This window comes from Paraburkholderia terrae (assembly GCF_002902925.1).
GTDB classification, from domain to species: domain Bacteria; phylum Pseudomonadota; class Gammaproteobacteria; order Burkholderiales; family Burkholderiaceae; genus Paraburkholderia; species Paraburkholderia terrae.
The window spans coordinates 15721-33483 of sequence record NZ_CP026113.1; the positions used below are offsets into that span (position 1 = coordinate 15721).

Here is a 17763-nt window from a genome sequence, read left to right on the forward strand (position 1 = left end):
AGCCCGTGAGCGTCTTGTTATCACGCATCAGGAAGCGTCACGCGACGTGTTGCATCGTGGAGCAAGGGACAACTCACCTGTTGCCGTATGTGACAGCACACGTGTGTCGTGTGCCTGGTGTTCACGATGAGTGCCGCATGCGCAATGGCACGCTTCTCGCACGCTGCATGGCGACGATGAGCGGCCGCGACGTATCGTGCCGCTGCGTCGTATCGTCAAACAGCGGGTGCAATGTCATGAACAGTTTGCGTGCGATGGTCGAGCGATGGCTGGCGCATATGCCGCCGTCCAGAGTCAGCTTTGCCAGATTCAAATGCGACAGCAGCGGAAGGCGCTGTCATGTGCGTGTCCACGTGCATCGTCCCGAAGGCGATGTCGCGATTCACTTCTTTCGACATTGCGACGGCATGTGGCGTGTATTTCCGCCCGCTAGCGCGCCGATTGTGATGGGGTATCCGCGGATGTCTCGTTCCAGGCCGACGACGTGAAGCGGTAGTTGTCGGCGGCAAGCCGCCATTCCGTGTGCGACTTGTGCAGAATCAGTATCCACATGGCGACGGATAGCAACGCCAGCACGCCAAGCGCTCCACCGACGATCAGAAACATCATCAGGTCGGACATGAGGCTGCCCTCAGGTTCATCCGTGGTTGCGCGCGCATGTCAATCGAGCCAGCCGCGTTGCCGCGCATGATCGATGAACTGATACACATCTTTCGCGAGACCGGTCGCATTGAAGAGCGCTTCGAGCTCGCCGATGATGTCATCGAGATCGCGCGTGCCATCGCAGCGCGAGAGAATTTCGCCTGCACTCGGATTGAGTTTCACCAGGCCTTCCGGATACAGCAGGACATACGCGTCCTGGACTGGCTCCCATTGGAGTCGGAAAAGATCACGTAGCCTAGGGCGCTCGCTCGCACCGGTGTTCGCAGGCATCGGCATCATGGCGTCAGGTCTTGTTCAATGGCGTCGGGCGCCTGTCACGAAGCGGGCTGAGGCGTTCGAGCAGGCAGTCGAAGCGCCGCACGCGACGCGCGGCGGCGCATCGGCGCAACGTCAGCGGTTGGCGATATACATCGTGATCTCAAAGCCGAAACGCAGATCCGTGTAGGCGGGCGTAGTCCATTGCATGGCTGTCTCCTTGGTGGGTTTGACGAAGAACCGCGGTTGAACTGCGGTCGGGGCTGTTGAACGCAAGCTCCATGCCGAAGGGCGTTCGCGCGATGTGCGAGAGATTCTCAGTGAACACGCTGTCCACATTCGGAGCACAGGTGTTGCAAAAATCAACAGCCTGCAACAGCGGACGACCGTGCTAGTTCTCGCTCGCGCCGCTGTCCCGCGGATCGGCGGCACACAGGGAAGGCATCTTGCGATAGACGGTGTTGCGCGAAATGCCGAGTGCGCGCGCCGCCGCTGACACGTTCCCGTTATGCCGCGCGACAGCCGCCGCAATCGCGGAGGCTTGCACGTCCTGCATGCGCGCGTCGTGCAACGGCAAGGGATAGTCTGCCGCGCGCGCCGCCAGTGCTGAACTGCTGCGCAGATCGTCGAAGAAATCGTCGGGCAGATGCTCGCGGCGGATTTGCCCGTCGTCGTCGACCATCGCGGCTGCCGTGCGCAGCAGATTGCCGAGTTGCCGGAAATTGCCCGGCCATGCGCATTGCTCGAACAGCGTCTTCACGTCGTCCGCGACGCTGAGCGGCGCGCCTTCCATTTCGTCGGGCGGCACCGATTGCAGCATCCGCTCGATGACGATGGCGAGATCGGTGCGTTCGCGCAAGGGCGGCAGTTTGACAACAAGACCGTTCAAACGGTAATACAGGTCCTCTCGGAACCGGTTCTGCACGATCATTTCGCGCAGATTGCGGTGCGTCGCGCAGATGATCGCGATGTCGACGGGAATCGACTTGCTGGAGCCGAGGGGATCGACGACGCGTTCCTGCAGCACGCGTAGCAGACGCACTTGCAACGGATACGGCATGTCGCCGATCTCGTCGAGAAACAGCGTGCCGCCGTTGGCCTGCAGCAGTTTGCCGATCGCGCCTTTGCGCCGCGCGCCCGTAAATGCGCCGTCTTCGTAGCCGAACAGCTCCGACTCGATCAGGTTCTCGGGTATCGACGCGCAATTGACCGCGACGAATGGGCCCGCGCGGCGCGGTGAATCGTTGTGAATGGCCTGCGCGAGCAGTTCCTTGCCGGTGCCCGTCTCGCCCGTGATCAGGATGGGGATGTCCTTGCCGAGTACCTTGCGCACCTTCGCGACGACGGCGCAAATCTGCGGATCGCCTGTGTCGAGCGAGTCGAGCCGCGACGGCGCGTTGGCGGGCAAGGCGGCTTTGGTTAGCGGCGCGCGCGCAGCGGCGGGCCGCGCGTTGGCGGCAGCGTCGGCGGGCCATGAAGTCTCGCTGCCGAGCGTCGGGCGGCGAAACTCGACGTTCGCGCACACGACCGTGCCGTTGCTCAGATCGAGCGTAATGTGATGGCCCTGGCTCGCGCGCAGGCGGTCGATCAGCTGCGGCGTGGTCAGCCCGAACAGAGAAGACAGCGTATGCGCGCGCATCGCCGCGAGCGGCAGCCCGACCTGGAACTGCGCGCTGCGATTCGCGGACAGAAAGCGCCCGTCGCACGTGAAGGCCATGATGCCTTCCATCAACGTACCCAGAAATTCGGGCCGGCCATGAAACGCGATTTGCAGCGTGTTGCGGAAGGTGTTCGCGAACAGATGGTTTTCGATCATCTGCACGGACATCTTCGCGAGCGCCATCGTGTGCTGATGGTAGCCGCGATGGTCGCCCGTCACGTCGAGCACGCCGACCAGATCGCCGTACGGATCGAGAATCGGCACGCTGGAACAGGTCAGGAAGCGGTTAGCGGCGAGATAGTGCTGATCGCCGTGTACGACGGTGGCCGTGCGCTCGGCGATGGCCGTGCCGATCGCATTCGTGCCTTGCCGTTCCTCGGCCCAGTTGGCGCCCGCCATGAGCGCGACTTTCTCGGCGCGCTGCAGAAAATCGTCGTCGCCGATCGAATGAAGAATCAGCCCTTGCGCGTCGGTGAGCACGATCATGCTTTGCGTGTTCGCGATCTGCTCGCGCAGCGTTTCCATCACGGGCGTGGCGTGCGCGCACAGCACGAGATTCTGTTCGAGCTTCATGCGCAATTCGCCGTGCGTCAGCACATCGTAGTCGGGACGCATGGCCGCACTTAGCCCGAACGTTTCCGACCTCTCGTGCGCTTTCTGGATCGACGGGGTGAGCCAGCCGCTCTCTCGGCCTGTCAGTGATCCGGTTGTCTTCGCATCGTCGCGCATCGTCTCCTCCTGTATCGTGCCTGTCGTCGTGCAGGCATCGCGGGAGTTAAAAGCAAGACGCGCGCCATTCCTTGCTGTTAGCCAGACGAAAGGATGTGTTGCGGGCGAAGCGGTCTACGGGAATCGGGCATGCGAAGATTCATTCTTCTGAACACGCGTTCGTCGCCGGGAACGCATATGAGTTCACACGACACGATGCATCGAACGATCACTCGCGATGGTCACGCAATCGCCTATATCGTGCATGGCGATCCACACGGCGTGCCTGTCGTCGTGCTGCATGGCGGGCCGGGAAGCGGAAGTCAGCCTGGCGCGTTGCGTCTGTTCGATCTCACGCGCGTTCGCGTCGTGATGGTGGACCAGCGAGGCACGGGTGCGTCGACGCCGCGTGGCAGCCTTCGCCATAACGACACGCAGCGCCTGATCCGCGATCTCGAAGCGATTCGCACGCAACTGGGCATCGCACGTTGGGGCGTTGTCGGCGGATCGTGGGGCGCGGCGCTTGCGCTGGCATACGCGGGAACGTATCCCGCATCCGTTAGCGGCGTCGTGTTGCGTGGACTCTTTCTCACGTCGGAACGCGAAGTGCGTCGCCTGTTCGTGACGTCGCGCTTTCGTGCGCCGCGCGAGTGGCGAGCGTTGATGCGAGCAACGCGTTGCGAGCGGGCGTCGTCGCTGCCATCGGCCTGCATGCGGTCGATGCGATCGCAAACACGCGAACATGCCGATGCCGTCGCTGCCGCGTGGCGCGCATATGAAAACGCGGTATTGATGCACAAGCAGACTGCGGCTCACAAGCGAACGTCATCGAAGCACGATGAAGCGACGACAGCGAAGTACCGCATTCAAGCGCGCTACCTCGCGCATGGTTGCTGGCTCGGCGAACGTCGTCTGATCGCGCTGGCGAAGCTCGCGGTCGCATCGGGTGTGGCGGTGCGTGCGGTGCATGGATCTCGCGATCCCGTTTGTCCGCCCGACAATCTGCTTCGCTTGATGCGCGCCGTTCCCGGGGTACATGGCAGGTTTGTCGACGCGGGTCATCTGGCGTCGGACCCGCGTCTCGCGGAAGCACTCGTTGCAGCAATCCGCGAAGCGTTCGGCACTCGTTAGCGCGATCGCGTCAACTGCCTTGATCGGCGAACAGATCGCCGAAAAGATCTGGCTCGGGAACGCGCTCCGGTTCCCGCGACGGCAGCGTGCCATCGCGGACTTGCGCGAGGACGGCGGCCGGCAGCCACGTCTCTTCCATCGCGGCGATGCCGCTCTCGATCATCTGCTGCAGAAAAAACGATTGCCGGCGTCCAGTGACTTCGGCCAATAGCCTCAGTCTCCGTTCGATCGCCGGTTCCACTCGTACTGCAACCACCTGTAGCCTGTTATCGGCGGTTCTTTTCAACGCATGCTCCTGTCGACATAACTCTGCGCCGTGCTTCTACCACGGCGCCTGGTCGCATGGCAATGCTTTATTTGAATTGGCGTTGAGTCACGGTGTCTTAATCGTCGTCATCGTCGTGATGACGATGCCAGCCGCGATGGTGGCCGTGATCGTGCCACCTCCGATCGTCGCGATAGCCGTATCCGTACCCGTAGCCCTCGCCGTAGTAGACGGGCGCTGGCGCGTAGACGGCGGGCGGCGGCGGTGCGTAGACGACGGCAGGCGCCGGCTCGACATAGATCGGCGCCGGCACACCGAACGTCACGCCGACATCGACGTGAGCGAGTGCCGCCGTGGACGCGCATGCGCTGAAGAGTCCGGCCGCGCAGATGAGTGTCAGGTGTTTCAACGTGTTGCTCCGTTCAGGGCGTCCGCAGATGGATGCCATTTGATGGCGAGTGACGCGCATTGTAGAAATGCAGTCGTTCTCATGTTGCTTCCACCCTGTTGCGTGTGTAACGCGAGGTAACCGCGCGATCAGGAAGCCGTGAGCGAATCGCCCGATACATGCACGCGTTGTCCAACCTGCACCTGCGGCTGCGTCGGGTAAGTGAAGTTGCGATAGGTGCCGTCCTGCATGCGGACCTGCACCTGGTAGCTCGTCTGCTTGCGCACGGCGTGCTCGATGCCGTTACCCGCGACACCACCGCCGACAGCGCCCACCACAGTAGCGAGAATGCGCCCGCGCCCGCCGCCGAACTGATTGCCGATCAGGCCACCCGCGACCGCGCCGCCGACTGCGCCGAGACCCGTCGTCGGCTCGGGCGATTGCACGGCGTTGACAGCCACCACTTCGCCCGCATAGGGATCTGCGGCGACTTGCCGTGTGCCTGCCGGTTGCGCGGACGCTTGCGAGTAGTCACCGTTCGCGTATTGCGGAGCCGGTGCGACACGCGGCTTGCGCGTGTGATGAACGGGCTTGGGAGCCTCGGTCTCTGCTTGCTGCGCGACGGGCTGCGCGACCGGTTGCGCAGCATTCGTTTGCTGCACCACGCCCGTTTGCTGGGTAGCGGCGAGCGGCGCGCTCGCCGCTTGCGCCACGGCGGGCGCGACCTGCTCGTTGGCCGGGGTCGTCGCGTGCGATACGGGCAGAATGCCCGTCATCGCTGCAACGCCGGTGACGCTAGCGAGTATCACGGACACAGCCGCGCCCGCGATCAAGGGATGGATACGGCTGCGTTGCGCAATGCTGTTCGTGACGTTGGCGCTCATCGTAGGCTCCACGGTTGGTGTGTGCCTGCAATAACGCCGCTCGACCGGGCGCGGTGTACGTATTACTGAAACGGCTTTGTAAGCATTTGTAGCGAGTGTTTCGATGCGATATGCGCGCTTAGCAAAAGCGCTGCGCGAGATCGTAGATCAACAGAAACACGCAACCCGTATCGCTTCTGAAGCGATCGTCGACCGTTCCCGCTTCTGCGATGCCCACCCATCCCGGCAACAGACGCTGGCCGTTCTGAATGGCCTCGCCTTCGAGCATGTAGATGAACTCCGGTCCCGTATGCAGGTGCATCGGGAACACCGTTCCCGCTTCGAAGCGAACGAGCTGCATTGCGCGTCCATTGGCCTTGCCGAGATTCTTGATCTGAACGCCGTTCGCACACGCCGACGGCGTCCACGGCAGCGCTTGCGCATCGACGGATGAAAAGCGCGGCGCGGTAGGTTGCTGGTTCATCTCATCTCCCGTTCGTTTTCGTTAGGGATTTCCTGACGCGAGATTCAGCGGGCTTGACGTCGAGCCCGTTCCCAATCCTGACTGCATCAAAAATTGCGGCGTGGGTCAATGTCAAAGCGCGTACGTGTGTCGCTTGCCGATAGCGCACACCTGACTTTCGCTTGGGCTGGACGGCACGCGCAGACAGGTCGGGAGAAGGGAATGCATTTTGAGGAGCTTTCCAACGAAGAGTGGTCGCTGGTCGCACCGATACTCAGTGCGCAACCGCGTGCAGGCGTCCTCAAGCGTGGGCGTCCGCGCATCAGGACGCGCGTGGTCGCCAATGCGGTGCTATGGGTGTTGACCACCGGGCAATCGTGGTCGAAGCTGCCCGCGCACTATCCGTCGCAACCGACTTGCCGATGCCGTTTCGAAGAGTGGCGGCTCGGTGGCAAGCTCGCCGAGATGATCCGCATCCTGAGCGAGCTGGGACGCAGCTTTTCATATGTGCCCGACGCGCCATGCGTGAGCAAAAAGCCCGTGCCGAAACGCGACGATTGCCCGATGAGCGAGCGCGGCATACCTCGCGTGATCTGGAAAAGCCAGGCGTCGTGGCAGGCATCGCCGGCACAGCAAGAAGCCGCGCACGAGCTGCGCCCCGACAACCCGAGCCGCGCATTCTGGATGGGGCTCGCTGCGAAGGGCGCGCGCGTGATCGACGAGAGAGGCTATGTCGTGTACGTCGCGGCCGATCCGGTGCCGGGCGCGATGTTTCGCGGCTGGGCGGAGATCACGCGGGACGGCAGGCGCGTCGCGCGCTCCGGCCTGGTAGGCCCGAAGTTCGACATGCCGGACGACGCGCTGCAATGCGCGCTGACGTGGGCGCGACGCTGGATCGAATTGCACGGCGTGCGTTTCGAACTGGAACTGCTGCACAGAGCAGCCGATTGACGCACGCGGTCTCACGCATTATCCGGAATGCATCGCGCACCAGTTTCGGGCGGTTTATAACGTTTCCTGAAACTGTGAGTTGGTTGATCAGATGTTTATCCGCAGAGCCGACACTCCTACACTGTTTTCAACGCAACGAACAAAACAGTTCGAAGCATCCGAAAACAAATCTGGAGGTAATGATCATGAAATCGCTCATCAAGGCTCTTGCAGTTGCTGCTGTCCTCGCTGTTCCGGTCGTGTCATTCGCGCAATCCAGCCAGCCGGTGACCCGTGCCCAAGTCCGCGCCGAGCTGGTGCAACTGGAAAAAGCGGGTTATGTCCCGTCGAATAGCAGCGACACGCAATACCCGGCCAACATTCAGGCCGCAGAAGCAAAGGTTGATGTTGCCAACGGCATTCAAAACAGCGGTGTCGGCGGCGTTGCAGATGGCTCGTCGCAAGGTGGTCAACGCGCTTCGTTCTCCCCGAGCTCTTACTCAGTGCCTGTTTTCGAACACCACTGATCTGCAAAGCGCTGGCTTCGTAGCCAGCGCAACTGGCTGACTGAATCGACCGCGACACGCGCCGTCATATGACGGAACGCCTGTCGCGGTTTGTTTTTTGGGCGCGTGTTTTGACATCGCCGACGAGCAGCGACACCAGCTTCATTGAACAAGCCACCCGCGCGCAATCGGCCACGCCAGCACTCTCCGATACAACGCGATCAACTTGTCCGTCACCGCCTCACCCGCCAGCGACCAAAGCGGCGTGACGACCACATACGCCACGCATGCAATCAAAACGGCGCCCACCATATCCAGTGGGTAATGCACGCCGACGAACACGCGCGCCCACGCGACGGCCAGCCCTGCAACGAGCGTTAGCTCACCGTACCAACGCTTGCGCGCCAACAGCAAGGTCAGCGCAACGCTGGCGAACACGGTGCCGTGATCGCTTGGAAACGACGAATCCGGCGCGTGCTCGATGAACGTATGACCAAGCCCGATCATGAACGGCCGTGGATGCATCCACGCATGACCGATGACCTGATTGAACCCGAGCGCAAGCAGCACGACGCAACATGCGCGTAGCGCCGTCGCGCGATTGTTCCTGATGCCCGAGAGCCATAGCGCGGCGAGCACCAGCGGAACGAAATAGATTACGTAGTCGGCGATGAATGACGCGACATCGATTTGCCAGCGTGGCGTCGACGTGGTCGCGTTGATCGTGAGAAAGAGCGCCTGATTGAACGCTTCGAGTGTGTGCATGCTGTGATCGTGTCGAGCTAGAAGCCCTGGTGGAAAACGGTCGCCCGATCGTACCGGGTGAAGCTTATGTCACGCTTAGGGCCATGCAATGCATGTTGACCACGTGTACGCAGCGAACGGAGTATCCTTTCGATGAACTTGCAAAAGACGGCACATGTGCCGTCTTTTAGCAAAATGGCGAAAATGAAGGACGGTGCTTCATGGATGCGGTCTCCGACGTGCTGCGCGTCGTGCGCCTGGGCGGCGCGGTTTATCTTCACGCCGAATTGACGGCGCCGTGGTGTGTGATCGGTCACGCCGATCAGTCGTTGTGTACCGCGTATCTGCCGAAGTCGGATCGTGTCGTCTCCTATCATCTGATCACGGAAGGCATGTGCTGGGCGCGGCTGCCCGACGGCAGCGAGCCCGCCATCTGCGTCGGCGCCGGCGAATTGCTCGTCGTGCCGCAAGGCGAGGCGCACATCATGGGAAGCGCGGTCGATCTCACACCCGTGCCCGCCGGACCGCTCATCGAATCGCAACTGGCCGCGATGCCGGGCGAAGTATTGAATCTTTCGTACGGCGGAGGCGGCGCGCGAACCAGCGTGCTATGCGGCTTTCTCGCCTGCGACGATGCGCTGAGCAACCCGGTGCTCGGCTCGCTGCCGCGTCTCTTCAAGGTCGACGTGCGCAACGATCCGCACTCGGCATGGATCGAGGCGTCGCTGCGCTATGCCGCGACCGAGGCGGCGCAACGGCGCGCAGGCAGCGCGATCGTGCTCTCGCGTTTATCGGAACTGCTGTTCGTGTGGGCCGTGCGGCGCTGCATCGACGACTTGCCGGCAGACCGCAAGAACTGGCTCGCGGGCGTGAGGGACCGGTTCGTCGGCCGCGCGCTGTCGATCCTGCATGCGCAACCTGCCTACAACTGGACCGTCGATGAACTCGCGCGAAAAGTCGGCCTGTCGCGTTCCGCGTTTGCAGCGCGATTCAGCGAACTGCTAGGCCAACCGCCGATGCAATACCTCGCGCGCTGGCGTCTGATCGTCGCGGCGCAGGAACTGTCGTACAGCAGCAAGGCGATTGCGGCGATCGCCGAGGAAGTCGGTTACGAATCGGAATCGGCATTCCATCGCGCGTTCAGGCGCGAGTTCGGCCAGCCGCCCGCTGCGTGGCGAAAGGGTCATAGCCATGTCAACGGCGCCGAGGCTCTGGCGGCGAGCCAGTAACGCGACAATTCCAGCAACTGACCGCTGCGCCGCAGCGTGAAGGTCACGCGATTGCGTCTGGGCAAGCCGCCGCGCGCAACGCGGACAAAGGCGGCTCGCCGTGGCATCGAATGGAGAGCCCGAAGCTCGCTTGCCATCGCGTGGAGGATGCGCCGCGCTGCGGCATGCCATGCGAGCGGATCGAGTATCCGCGTGCCGCGCAACGATCTCAACAGCGACAGCGCGGTGCTGAGTTCGCGCATATGCCTGCCGTGGTCGTTGTTCAACTGCCGCACGATCGCGAAGCACGCATCCCAGCCGACATGCGTATGAACCTGCAGCCACGCAATCAGCAACACGGTCGGCAAGAGCGCGAGGCTCTCGCGCGTCAGTACGTCGCTGTGCAATAGCCCGAGCAATTCAGCCTGTGAACTGTCGCTGATGCAGCGTCGCTGCAAGTCCGGCAGGTGACGCATGACAAGGCCTCCTGTGACGAAAGGGTCGCGGATTCTCGTGGCCGATGGCGGACGCTTCGCGTTTTGCCACGGCGATGGAAAAGGCTGGACACCTGACTTCACAAGACCTTGCTGCCTGACGTCGTTGAACGCGCTTGCTGCAAAAGATGATGGATGGTGCTCGATGCCGTCTCGGGATTCACTATGAGGCAACGTGCCCCAAAGACCCTTGCCCTTGCGTCGCGCCTCTTTGTCCGATCGTCCGTTTTTGTCGTGCGCGTCATGCAGACTTTGCCGCGCGTCCGGCGCGCTTTGCCGGGCGTCCTGTTGTCATCGGCGAGTACCTCGCGATTCCTTCGATTGACGCGAGCGAACCTTGCGACAACACTGTCTTCGAGTGCGCCCTGTGCCGCGAATCAACGCGTGACAGGGCGTTCGTTCGTCGGGCATCGATCTGCGTTGGGAGCGCGTAATTCATGAACAGTCTGGATGGAACCATCGTCGCCATTACGGGCGCCTTCGGCAATCTCGGTCTAGTGACGGCGCAAGTGCTGGCCGAGCGCGGCGCTAAAGTCGCGTTGATCGGCAGAGGGAAGGCGCCGGCGAATCTGCCCGCGTCGCTGGCGCAGGCGTGCGTCGCGAGCGGCGTCGATCTCGCGGAACGAGACGCGGCACAACGCGCGGTCGATTCGATCGCAAGCCAGCTCGGCGGCCTGAATGCGCTCGTGAACGTCGCGGGCGGCTTTAGCTGGGAGACGGTCGCGGACGGCAGCGCGGACACATGGGAACGCATGTTCGACGTGAACGTAAAGACGACGGTCAATGCCACGAAAGCGTCGCTCCATCATCTGACGAAGACCACGGGCGGGCGGATCGTCAACATCGGCGCGATGGCGGGGTTGAAGGCGGGCATGGGGATGGGCGCCTACGCTGCGTCGAAGTCGGGCGTGATGCGCCTGACGGAAGCGCTTGCCGAAGAACTCAAGGACAAGGGCGCAACCGTCAACGCGATTTTGCCGAGCATCATCGACACGCCCCAGAATCGCGCCGACATGCCCGATGCCGATTTCACGCGCTGGGTGACGCCGGAGCAGATTGGCGGCGTGATCGCGTTTTTGCTGTCGAAGGACGCTCAGTGTGTGACGGGCGCGCTGATTCCCGTCGCGGGACGAGTGTGAGGCCAACTGATTTAAAACATTACAAACGCCTGTCAAAGATATTTCATAATCATTCATTAAATTAGCGCGTCATCAAGGCGCGCCATGGACGACTGATCCGCGGCGTGGGCTGATTGTTGAGCCAACCCCCATCCCCACCAACGGATCACAACAACATGGCGCAGCCACTCGACTACTCACGCCGCAAGGCGCTCAAGATCATCGCCGGCGCACCGATGCTGCCGCTCGGCAGCGCGGCCGCCGCCTCGCTGCTCGCGGCATGCGGCAGCGGCAACGACCACGCGGCAAGCACTACGCCTTCCCCATCGACGTCCGCCTTCACGGCGGCGTCGTTCGCCGGCATGGCCGCGCCGTCGCTCGCCGATCCCGCGGCGATGGCGACGACCACGGTCGCCTCGACGATGACCGCGCAGTTCGCAGACGGCAGCCGCCGCAGCTACAAGCTCGCGTATCAGCCGTTCTTCATCACGGGCGACACGGTGCCGAACACGACGGGCGGCACGATCGTCGCGGGCGGGTACTTCGACATCAACAATCAGCCGATCATCGACCGTTCCGTTCCCGGCAAGGAACGCCAGTTCTTCTCGGATTGTCCCGACGGCACCTCGCTGATCCGCCTCGACAAGCCGACGGTGAAGGGCGTCAAGGGCAACCCGGTGTTCGCCGTCGTGCAGTTCGAATACGCGACGCGCGACCAGACGCAAACGGCCGCGGGCGACATGTACGGCAAGCTGCCGTCGCCCATCGCCGTGCTCACGCTCGATCAGGACCCGGCGACGGGCAAGCTCACGCTCGTGAGCTATTCGAATGTCGATACGTCGGGCGCGCATGGTTTGTGGATCACGTGCGGCGCGAGCCTGTCGCCGTGGAATACGCATCTGTCGAGCGAGGAATACGAGCCGGACGCCGCGACGATCGCGACGAACACGCAGTTTCAGGCGTATAGCCAGAACCTGTACGGCAACACGACGACGGCGCGTCCCTATCACTACGGGCATCTGCCCGAAGTCACCGTGAATCCTGACGGCACGGGCACGGTCAAGAAGCACTACTGCCTCGGCCGCATTTCGCACGAGCTGATCCAGGTGATGCCGGACAAGCGCACCGTGCTGATGGGCGACGACGCGACCAACGGCGGCCTCTTCATGTTCGTCGCCGACAAGGAAGCGGACCTGTCGGCGGGTACGCTGTATGTAGCGAAGTGGGCGCAAACATCGTCGGCGGGCGCGGGCGCTGCGACGCTCACGTGGCTCAATCTCGGCCACGCGACCAGCGATGAAATCGAAGCGCTCGCCAACACGCTGACGAACGCCGACATCATGGACATCGTCACGAACGAGTTAGCGGCGCCCAGCGATCCGACCTACACGCAGATTCACTTTGGCGGCAAGTTCAACTGGATTCGCATCAAGCCGGGCATGGAGAAGGCGGCCGCGTTCCTGGAGACGCACCGCTACGCCGCGCTGCGCGGCGCGAGCATGGGCTTCACGAAGCTCGAAGGCACGACGGTCAACGCGAAGGACAGGATCCTGTATTCGGCGATGTCGCAGATCACGGCGTCGATGGTGCGCGGCAACGCGCATTCGACCGACATCGCGCTCGACAAAGGCATCTCGTCAGGCGCCGTCTACGCGCTGAACATGAAGGGCGGACAGAGCGACCTGGGCGGCGCGGCGATCAACAGCGAATGGGTGCCTGTCGACATGAGCGCGCCCGCTGCGCTCGTCGGCGAAGACCTCGCCGCGGCGGACAGCCTCGGCAATACCGCCAACCCGGAAAAGATCGCGAATCCCGACAACCTCAAGTTCTCGGAGAAGCTGCGCACGCTCTTCATCGGCGAAGACAGCGGCATGCACGTCAACAACTTCCTGTGGGCGTACCACGTCGACACGAAGACGCTGTCGCGCATCCTGTCGTGCCCGGCGGGCGCCGAGTCGACGGGCCTGCATGCCGTCGATGAAATCAACGGCTGGACCTACATCATGAGCAATTTCCAGCACGCGGGTGACTGGAGCAGCTTGCACGCGAAAGTGCAGACCGCACTCGATCCGCTCGTGCGCGCGAACTACAAGGATCGCTTCGGCGCGGCGGTCGGCTATCTGACGGCCGATCCGACTTCGATCAAGCTCGCTTGACGGAATAGCTTGCGGCGATCCCCACAGGTCTCATCGCGGGGAAATTTGATGACGCTTCGGGCTGGACGGAAGGCCCGGTCGCGGGCGATTCATCGACCCCTCTTCGGAGGGGCTTTTTTATTGGCGTTTACTTTTTTGCCGCGCCGGTACTCCTTGCGCAGTTCGGCGATCTTCGCTGCGACGCTCGCCAGAATGCCGAGCGCTCCTACCGTTTCAACCAAAGCGGAAAGCATGGTGTCTCCTTTCTGATGCGAGGGCGATCGACGGTGATGGGTGAGTGGAGCGTAAGTCCACCGCTTGGCCGTCACAATCTGGAAGTTCCAAAGCCAGATTTCGCCCTTGCCGAAGCGTGAGGTTTGCGCGCCGGCAATCAGAAGGACGATTGACGTGCGAAGGATTCAACGCGCGCGCTGCCGCGAATGGCGCTTCCTCACCGCTTCTTTCACGTCAGACCACCAGGCATTCGTCTCTGTCACTATTTGCGGCTATGCGGCGCAAGCGCTGTCAATACAATGGACGCGCCGAAAAGGATTCGGCCTACGTGGAAGAGTTTTTCGTATCGAGAGCGAGCGCCGTCGAGCGCATCGTGCTGGCGCGGCGCGCGCTGATGAAAGAGATTGAAGGCGCGGGCGCGGGGGCGTTCGCGCTCAGTCAAGGTCCGTCGTTGCTCGACAGGCTCGAGCAACTGATGTTCGACGTCCGCGCTGGCCGGATATCGGATTTCGTCATGCCGTCGCTGACGAGCAAGGTGCGGATACTCGTGATGGCCGACTAGCGCAATACACCGAATCCCGCCGCCAGGCCAGTGGGACACCTACGAACGCAATCGTAAAACCGAGTACAGCCTCGGAATTTGACATTCCGCACTTAACATTTTGCTGTCGGATGTCGATAAACCGTACTTCATACGCCTCTTTTCGCGGATAACGGACTGCTTCATTCAGCAAAGTCCGGCGAGCGGCCGAGGGGCACTTTCTGGGGGCTCTCATGTTACAGGGCAGCTACAACAGTCTTCTCGTGCTGTTCTCGCTCCTTGTCGCGGTGCTGGCCGCGTACACGTCGCTTGAAATGGCGGGCCGCATCACGACGGCGACCGGCCGGGCCGCGCGTTGGTGGCTCACGGGCGGCGCATTCGCGATGGGGCTCGGCATCTGGTCGATGCACTTCATCGGCATGCTCGCGTTCAGCCTGCCGATCCGGCTTGGCTACGATCCCGTCGTCACGCTGCTTTCGCTGTCTATCGCGGTTGCGTCGTCGGCATTCGCGCTGTGGCTCGTCTGCCAGGACGCGCTGCCCGCCGGGCGGCTTGCGGGCGGTGCGGTCCTGATGGGCCTCGGCGTCGCGGGCATGCACTACACGGGCATGGCAGCCATGCAGATGAAGCCGGGCATCGTCTACGACGCCGGGCTCTTCGCGCTGTCGATCGTGATCGCCGTCGCCGCCTCGGGCGTCGCGTTGAAGACGGCGTTCAGCCTGCGGCACAACTCGCGCCGCATGCGCCCGCTGCGCGCGGGCGCCGCCGTCGTGATGGGACTCGCGATCGTCGGCATGCACTACACGGGCATGTCGGCGGCGGCCTTTCCGTTCGGCAGCCTGTGCGTCGCGGCATCGGATGGCGTGAACACCACGTGGGTCGCCGTCGTCATCATCATCGTGACGCTGGTGGTGACGGGCGTCGTACTGTCGATTTCCGTGCTCGACGAGCTGCGGCTCGAAACGGAGAACGCGGCGCTGACACGTTCGCTTGCGCAAGCCAATCAGGAACTCGGCTATCTCGCCTGGCACGACGCGTTGACCAAGCTGCCGAACCGCGTGCTGCTCGAAGCGCGGCTCGAAGAAGCCCTGGCGAAAGCGCGCGTGGACGGCAACCAGTTCGCCTTGATGTTCATGGACCTCGACGGCTTCAAGGTCGTCAACGATGCATACGGCCATCAGGTCGGCGACCGGCTGCTGGTGCAGGTGGCCGGGCGGCTCGCGTCGGTGGTGCGAGCAAGGGACACGGTGGCGCGCGTGGGCGGCGACGAATTCGTGCTGCTCGTGCCCGGCGAGGACCAGGCGGGCGCGATGGCCGTCGCCAGCCGGCTGCTGGCCGTGATCGGCGCGCCTTTCGAGATCGACGGCCACGAACTGGGCATCTCGACCAGCATCGGCATCGCGATGTGTCCCGCCGACGGCGCTCGCGGCCACGAGGCGCTGATGCACGCCGACGCCGCGATGTATCACGCGAAGTCGCTGGGCCGCAACGCGTATTCCTTCTTCGATGTGTCGATGAACGAGAACATGCAGGGCCAGTTGCAGCTGACGCAGGACCTGCGCGCGGCCGTCGAGCGCGAGCAACTGGTGCTGCACTATCAGCCGCAATTCGCCGCACCCGATGGGCCGATTACGGGCGTCGAGGCGCTCGTGCGCTGGGCGCATCCGAAGCGCGGCCTGATCGGCCCCGACGAATTCATCCCGCTTGCCGAAAAGACGGGGCTGATCGTGCCGATCGGCGAATGGGTGCTCGACGAAGCGTGCCGGCAGATCCGCGAATGGATCGATTCGGGCGCGTGCGACTGGAACGTCGCCGTCAACCTGTCGCCCGTGCAGTTTGGCCACCCTCAACTGACGTCGCTGGTGCGCGAAACGCTCGAGCGGCATCGCGTCGATCCGCGCCGTCTGACGATCGAAGTGACCGAGTCGGCGGCGATGCGCGATGTCGACGCGAGCCTGCGCATTTTGCAAAGCCTGCACGAGATGGGCGTGCGCATTTCCATCGACGATTTTGGCACCGGCTATTCGAGCCTGATGTATCTGAAGCGTTTGCCCGCGAGCGAGCTGAAGATCGACCGGGGCTTCGTGCGCGAGCTGGCGCATGACGCGGAGGATGCGGCGATTGTCTCGTCCGTGGTCGCGCTCGGTCACACGCTGGGTATCGACATCGTCGCGGAAGGCGTCGAGACCGCGACGCAAAAGGAGTTCCTGACGCGGCTCGGGTGTAATTCGCTGCAAGGCTTTCTGCTCGGACGGCCGGTTCCGGCCGCGGACCTGGACGCCTTGTCGAGGGAATGCACGCAGCCGAGTTTGTCCTGACGTGTGCGGCTGCGCGGCGTGTTTCGTCTGAACGTTCGGTTGACCACATAACGACGCGCGCGGGTCGGCGATACTCTGCTTGCGCACGGGGGAAGTTTGCGCGTAACGCGATAAATCGAAAGAGGCGAAGGGTTGAACCGTCTGCAAAGCGTGAGCGCCACACGGCGCGAACCTTTGCCGAATGTCTAGCCTTCCGGCGCCGTCAGGCGACCGTGGCCTTCAAAACTACAGCATGAACGCCGGCCTTGGCCGGCGTTTTCTTTTCTGCGCGTCGCGCGTCGGGTCGAGCTGCGCTGCGGCTTTGTCGCATGCGATCTTTTCATCGCCGGTAGTATCTGGGTTTGGCTTGCGCCTACTCACTTTCTGTCGATGCCACACAACATGCGCGCTGTACTCAAAAAATGGCTGTTCATCATCTATCTGCTGGGAAGCGGAACGATCTGGTCCACGGTGATGCTGCTGCTGTATCCGTTCACCAGCCGGTCGGCACGATACCGGCTCGCGGCGCTATGGTGCAGGGCGCTCGTCGTGGTGATGCGCGCGGCGTTCGGCATTCGCTGCTCGATCGAAGGCCTCGAACATTTGCCGAAGGAACCGTCGATCGTCCTGTGCCGCCACGAATCGACGTGGGAAACGCTCGCGTTTCTCGCGCTCTTTCCGCGCCGGATCAGCTTTGTGTTCAAGCAGGACTTGCTGCGTATTCCGTTCTTCGGCTGGGTGCTGAAGGGACTCGACATGGTCAGCCTGGACCGCGGCTCGCCGCGTCAGGCGCATGTCGCCGTGACGCGTGAAGCGGCGGAGCGTCTCGCGAAAGGCGATATGGTCGTGATTTTTCCGGAAGGCACGCGGGTGCCGCACGGCGCGCCCGTCAAGCTCACGTCGGGCGGCGTGCGTCTGGCTTGCGCGACGGGCGCGCTGATCGTGCCCGTCGTACACAACGCCGGCAAGGTGTGGCCCGCGAAGGGCTGGCCGATGGGCGCGGGGGAAATCCGCGTGGTCATCGGTCCGACGCTGTCGCCTGTCGAGCGGTCACCGCAGGAACTCAGCCATCAGGTGCATGACTGGATGCAGGCCGAGCTACTGAAGCTCTAGCGCTCGCGGCTTCCGCTTTACGTCGTACCGCCTGAAAGGGCGGCGCG

General features: G+C 63.0%; 20 protein-coding genes. 9 read left to right on the top strand and 11 right to left on the bottom strand.

Going from position 1 to position 17763, the window contains the following annotated elements; all coding sequences use genetic code 11:
• Positions 1 to 429: 429 nt before the first annotated feature.
• The 4 genes from C2L65_RS29820 to C2L65_RS29835 all read right to left on the bottom strand — a co-directional run bounded on the left by C2L65_RS29820 (position 430) and on the right by C2L65_RS29835 (position 3307).
• Positions 430 to 621 (bottom strand): hypothetical protein, encoded by a 192-nt coding sequence (locus tag C2L65_RS29820; RefSeq protein ID WP_042310579.1) that lies wholly within the window; start codon positions 619 to 621, stop codon positions 430 to 432.
• Positions 622 to 660: 39 nt separating this feature from the next.
• Positions 661 to 942 carry a pyrroloquinoline quinone biosynthesis peptide chaperone PqqD gene (gene pqqD / locus C2L65_RS29825; protein ID WP_042310581.1) on the bottom strand — a complete coding sequence of 94 codons (282 nt, stop codon included), beginning with the start codon at positions 940 to 942 and terminating at the stop codon, positions 661 to 663.
• A gap of 111 nt (positions 943 to 1053) precedes the next feature.
• Positions 1054 to 1128, bottom strand: a complete 75-nt coding sequence (gene pqqA, locus C2L65_RS29830; protein ID WP_006410019.1) for a pyrroloquinoline quinone precursor peptide PqqA — start codon at positions 1126 to 1128, stop codon at positions 1054 to 1056.
• Between the two features lie 181 nt (positions 1129 to 1309).
• A complete protein-coding gene (locus C2L65_RS29835) occupies positions 1310 to 3307 on the bottom strand; it encodes a sigma-54-dependent Fis family transcriptional regulator (RefSeq protein WP_042310583.1) in 1998 nt (665 codons plus the stop codon).
• Positions 3308 to 3484: 177 nt separating this feature from the next.
• Between C2L65_RS29835 and C2L65_RS29840 the strand changes: the two genes are divergently transcribed.
• Positions 3485 to 4417: an alpha/beta fold hydrolase gene (locus tag C2L65_RS29840; RefSeq protein WP_167450363.1), complete on the top strand. Its 933-nt coding sequence runs from the start codon at positions 3485 to 3487 to the stop codon at positions 4415 to 4417.
• Between the two features lie 10 nt (positions 4418 to 4427).
• On the opposite strand, the gene C2L65_RS29845 is transcribed toward C2L65_RS29840, so the two are convergent.
• The 4 genes from C2L65_RS29845 to C2L65_RS29860 all read right to left on the bottom strand — a co-directional run bounded on the left by C2L65_RS29845 (position 4428) and on the right by C2L65_RS29860 (position 6417).
• Positions 4428 to 4703, bottom strand: coding sequence for a hypothetical protein (locus C2L65_RS29845; RefSeq protein ID WP_042310586.1), 276 nt, complete (start codon positions 4701 to 4703; stop codon positions 4428 to 4430).
• Positions 4704 to 4800: 97 nt separating this feature from the next.
• Positions 4801 to 5091, bottom strand: coding sequence for a hypothetical protein (locus C2L65_RS29850; RefSeq protein WP_042310712.1), 291 nt, complete (start codon positions 5089 to 5091; stop codon positions 4801 to 4803).
• A gap of 128 nt (positions 5092 to 5219) precedes the next feature.
• On the bottom strand, positions 5220 to 5954 hold the full coding sequence (locus C2L65_RS29855) for a glycine zipper 2TM domain-containing protein (protein WP_042310588.1): 735 nt from the start codon (positions 5952 to 5954) through the stop codon (positions 5220 to 5222).
• A gap of 118 nt (positions 5955 to 6072) precedes the next feature.
• The gene (locus C2L65_RS29860; RefSeq protein ID WP_042310590.1) at positions 6073 to 6417 is read right to left on the bottom strand and encodes a cupin domain-containing protein; all 345 of its coding nucleotides are present in this window, start codon (positions 6415 to 6417) and stop codon (positions 6073 to 6075) included.
• 201 nt (positions 6418 to 6618) lie between these two features.
• Here C2L65_RS29860 and C2L65_RS29865 point away from each other — a divergent pair, with 201 nt between their 5' ends.
• Positions 6619 to 7347 carry a transposase gene (locus C2L65_RS29865; protein WP_042310714.1) on the top strand — a complete coding sequence of 243 codons (729 nt, stop codon included), beginning with the start codon at positions 6619 to 6621 and terminating at the stop codon, positions 7345 to 7347.
• A gap of 185 nt (positions 7348 to 7532) precedes the next feature.
• The gene (locus C2L65_RS29870; protein WP_007736501.1) at positions 7533 to 7853 is read left to right on the top strand and encodes a DUF4148 domain-containing protein; all 321 of its coding nucleotides are present in this window, start codon (positions 7533 to 7535) and stop codon (positions 7851 to 7853) included.
• A gap of 141 nt (positions 7854 to 7994) precedes the next feature.
• On the opposite strand, the gene C2L65_RS29875 is transcribed toward C2L65_RS29870, so the two are convergent.
• A complete protein-coding gene (locus C2L65_RS29875; protein ID WP_042310591.1) occupies positions 7995 to 8597 on the bottom strand; it encodes a phosphatase PAP2 family protein in 603 nt (200 codons plus the stop codon).
• Positions 8598 to 8797: 200 nt separating this feature from the next.
• Between C2L65_RS29875 and C2L65_RS29880 the strand changes: the two genes are divergently transcribed.
• A complete protein-coding gene (locus tag C2L65_RS29880; RefSeq protein ID WP_042310592.1) occupies positions 8798 to 9805 on the top strand; it encodes an AraC family transcriptional regulator in 1008 nt (335 codons plus the stop codon).
• Here C2L65_RS29880 and C2L65_RS29885 read toward each other — a convergent pair.
• Positions 9760 to 10260: a hypothetical protein gene (locus C2L65_RS29885; RefSeq protein ID WP_042310594.1), complete on the bottom strand. Its 501-nt coding sequence runs from the start codon at positions 10258 to 10260 to the stop codon at positions 9760 to 9762. The genes C2L65_RS29880 and C2L65_RS29885 overlap by 46 nt on opposite strands.
• Before the next feature lie 455 nt (positions 10261 to 10715).
• Between C2L65_RS29885 and C2L65_RS29890 the strand changes: the two genes are divergently transcribed.
• On the top strand, positions 10716 to 11417 hold the full coding sequence (locus C2L65_RS29890; protein ID WP_042310595.1) for an SDR family NAD(P)-dependent oxidoreductase: 702 nt from the start codon (positions 10716 to 10718) through the stop codon (positions 11415 to 11417).
• A 155-nt stretch (positions 11418 to 11572) separates the two neighbouring features.
• Positions 11573 to 13552 (top strand): PhoX family protein, encoded by a 1980-nt coding sequence (locus C2L65_RS29895; protein WP_042310598.1) that lies wholly within the window; start codon positions 11573 to 11575, stop codon positions 13550 to 13552.
• 89 nt (positions 13553 to 13641) lie between these two features.
• Here the strand turns inward: C2L65_RS29895 and C2L65_RS46240 are convergent, their stop codons facing one another.
• Entirely contained in the window at positions 13642 to 13785 is a 144-nt protein-coding gene (locus C2L65_RS46240) for a hypothetical protein (protein WP_167450364.1), read from the bottom strand.
• A 308-nt stretch (positions 13786 to 14093) separates the two neighbouring features.
• Here C2L65_RS46240 and C2L65_RS29900 point away from each other — a divergent pair, with 308 nt between their 5' ends.
• The 3 genes from C2L65_RS29900 to C2L65_RS29910 all read left to right on the top strand — a co-directional run bounded on the left by C2L65_RS29900 (position 14094) and on the right by C2L65_RS29910 (position 17716).
• Entirely contained in the window at positions 14094 to 14327 is a 234-nt protein-coding gene (locus tag C2L65_RS29900; RefSeq protein ID WP_042310716.1) for a hypothetical protein, read from the top strand.
• A 212-nt stretch (positions 14328 to 14539) separates the two neighbouring features.
• Positions 14540 to 16624 (top strand): putative bifunctional diguanylate cyclase/phosphodiesterase, encoded by a 2085-nt coding sequence (locus C2L65_RS29905; protein ID WP_042310599.1) that lies wholly within the window; start codon positions 14540 to 14542, stop codon positions 16622 to 16624.
• Positions 16625 to 17005: 381 nt separating this feature from the next.
• Positions 17006 to 17716 (top strand): lysophospholipid acyltransferase family protein, encoded by a 711-nt coding sequence (locus C2L65_RS29910; RefSeq protein ID WP_042310601.1) that lies wholly within the window; start codon positions 17006 to 17008, stop codon positions 17714 to 17716.
• The last annotated feature ends 47 nt before the right edge of the window (positions 17717 to 17763 follow it).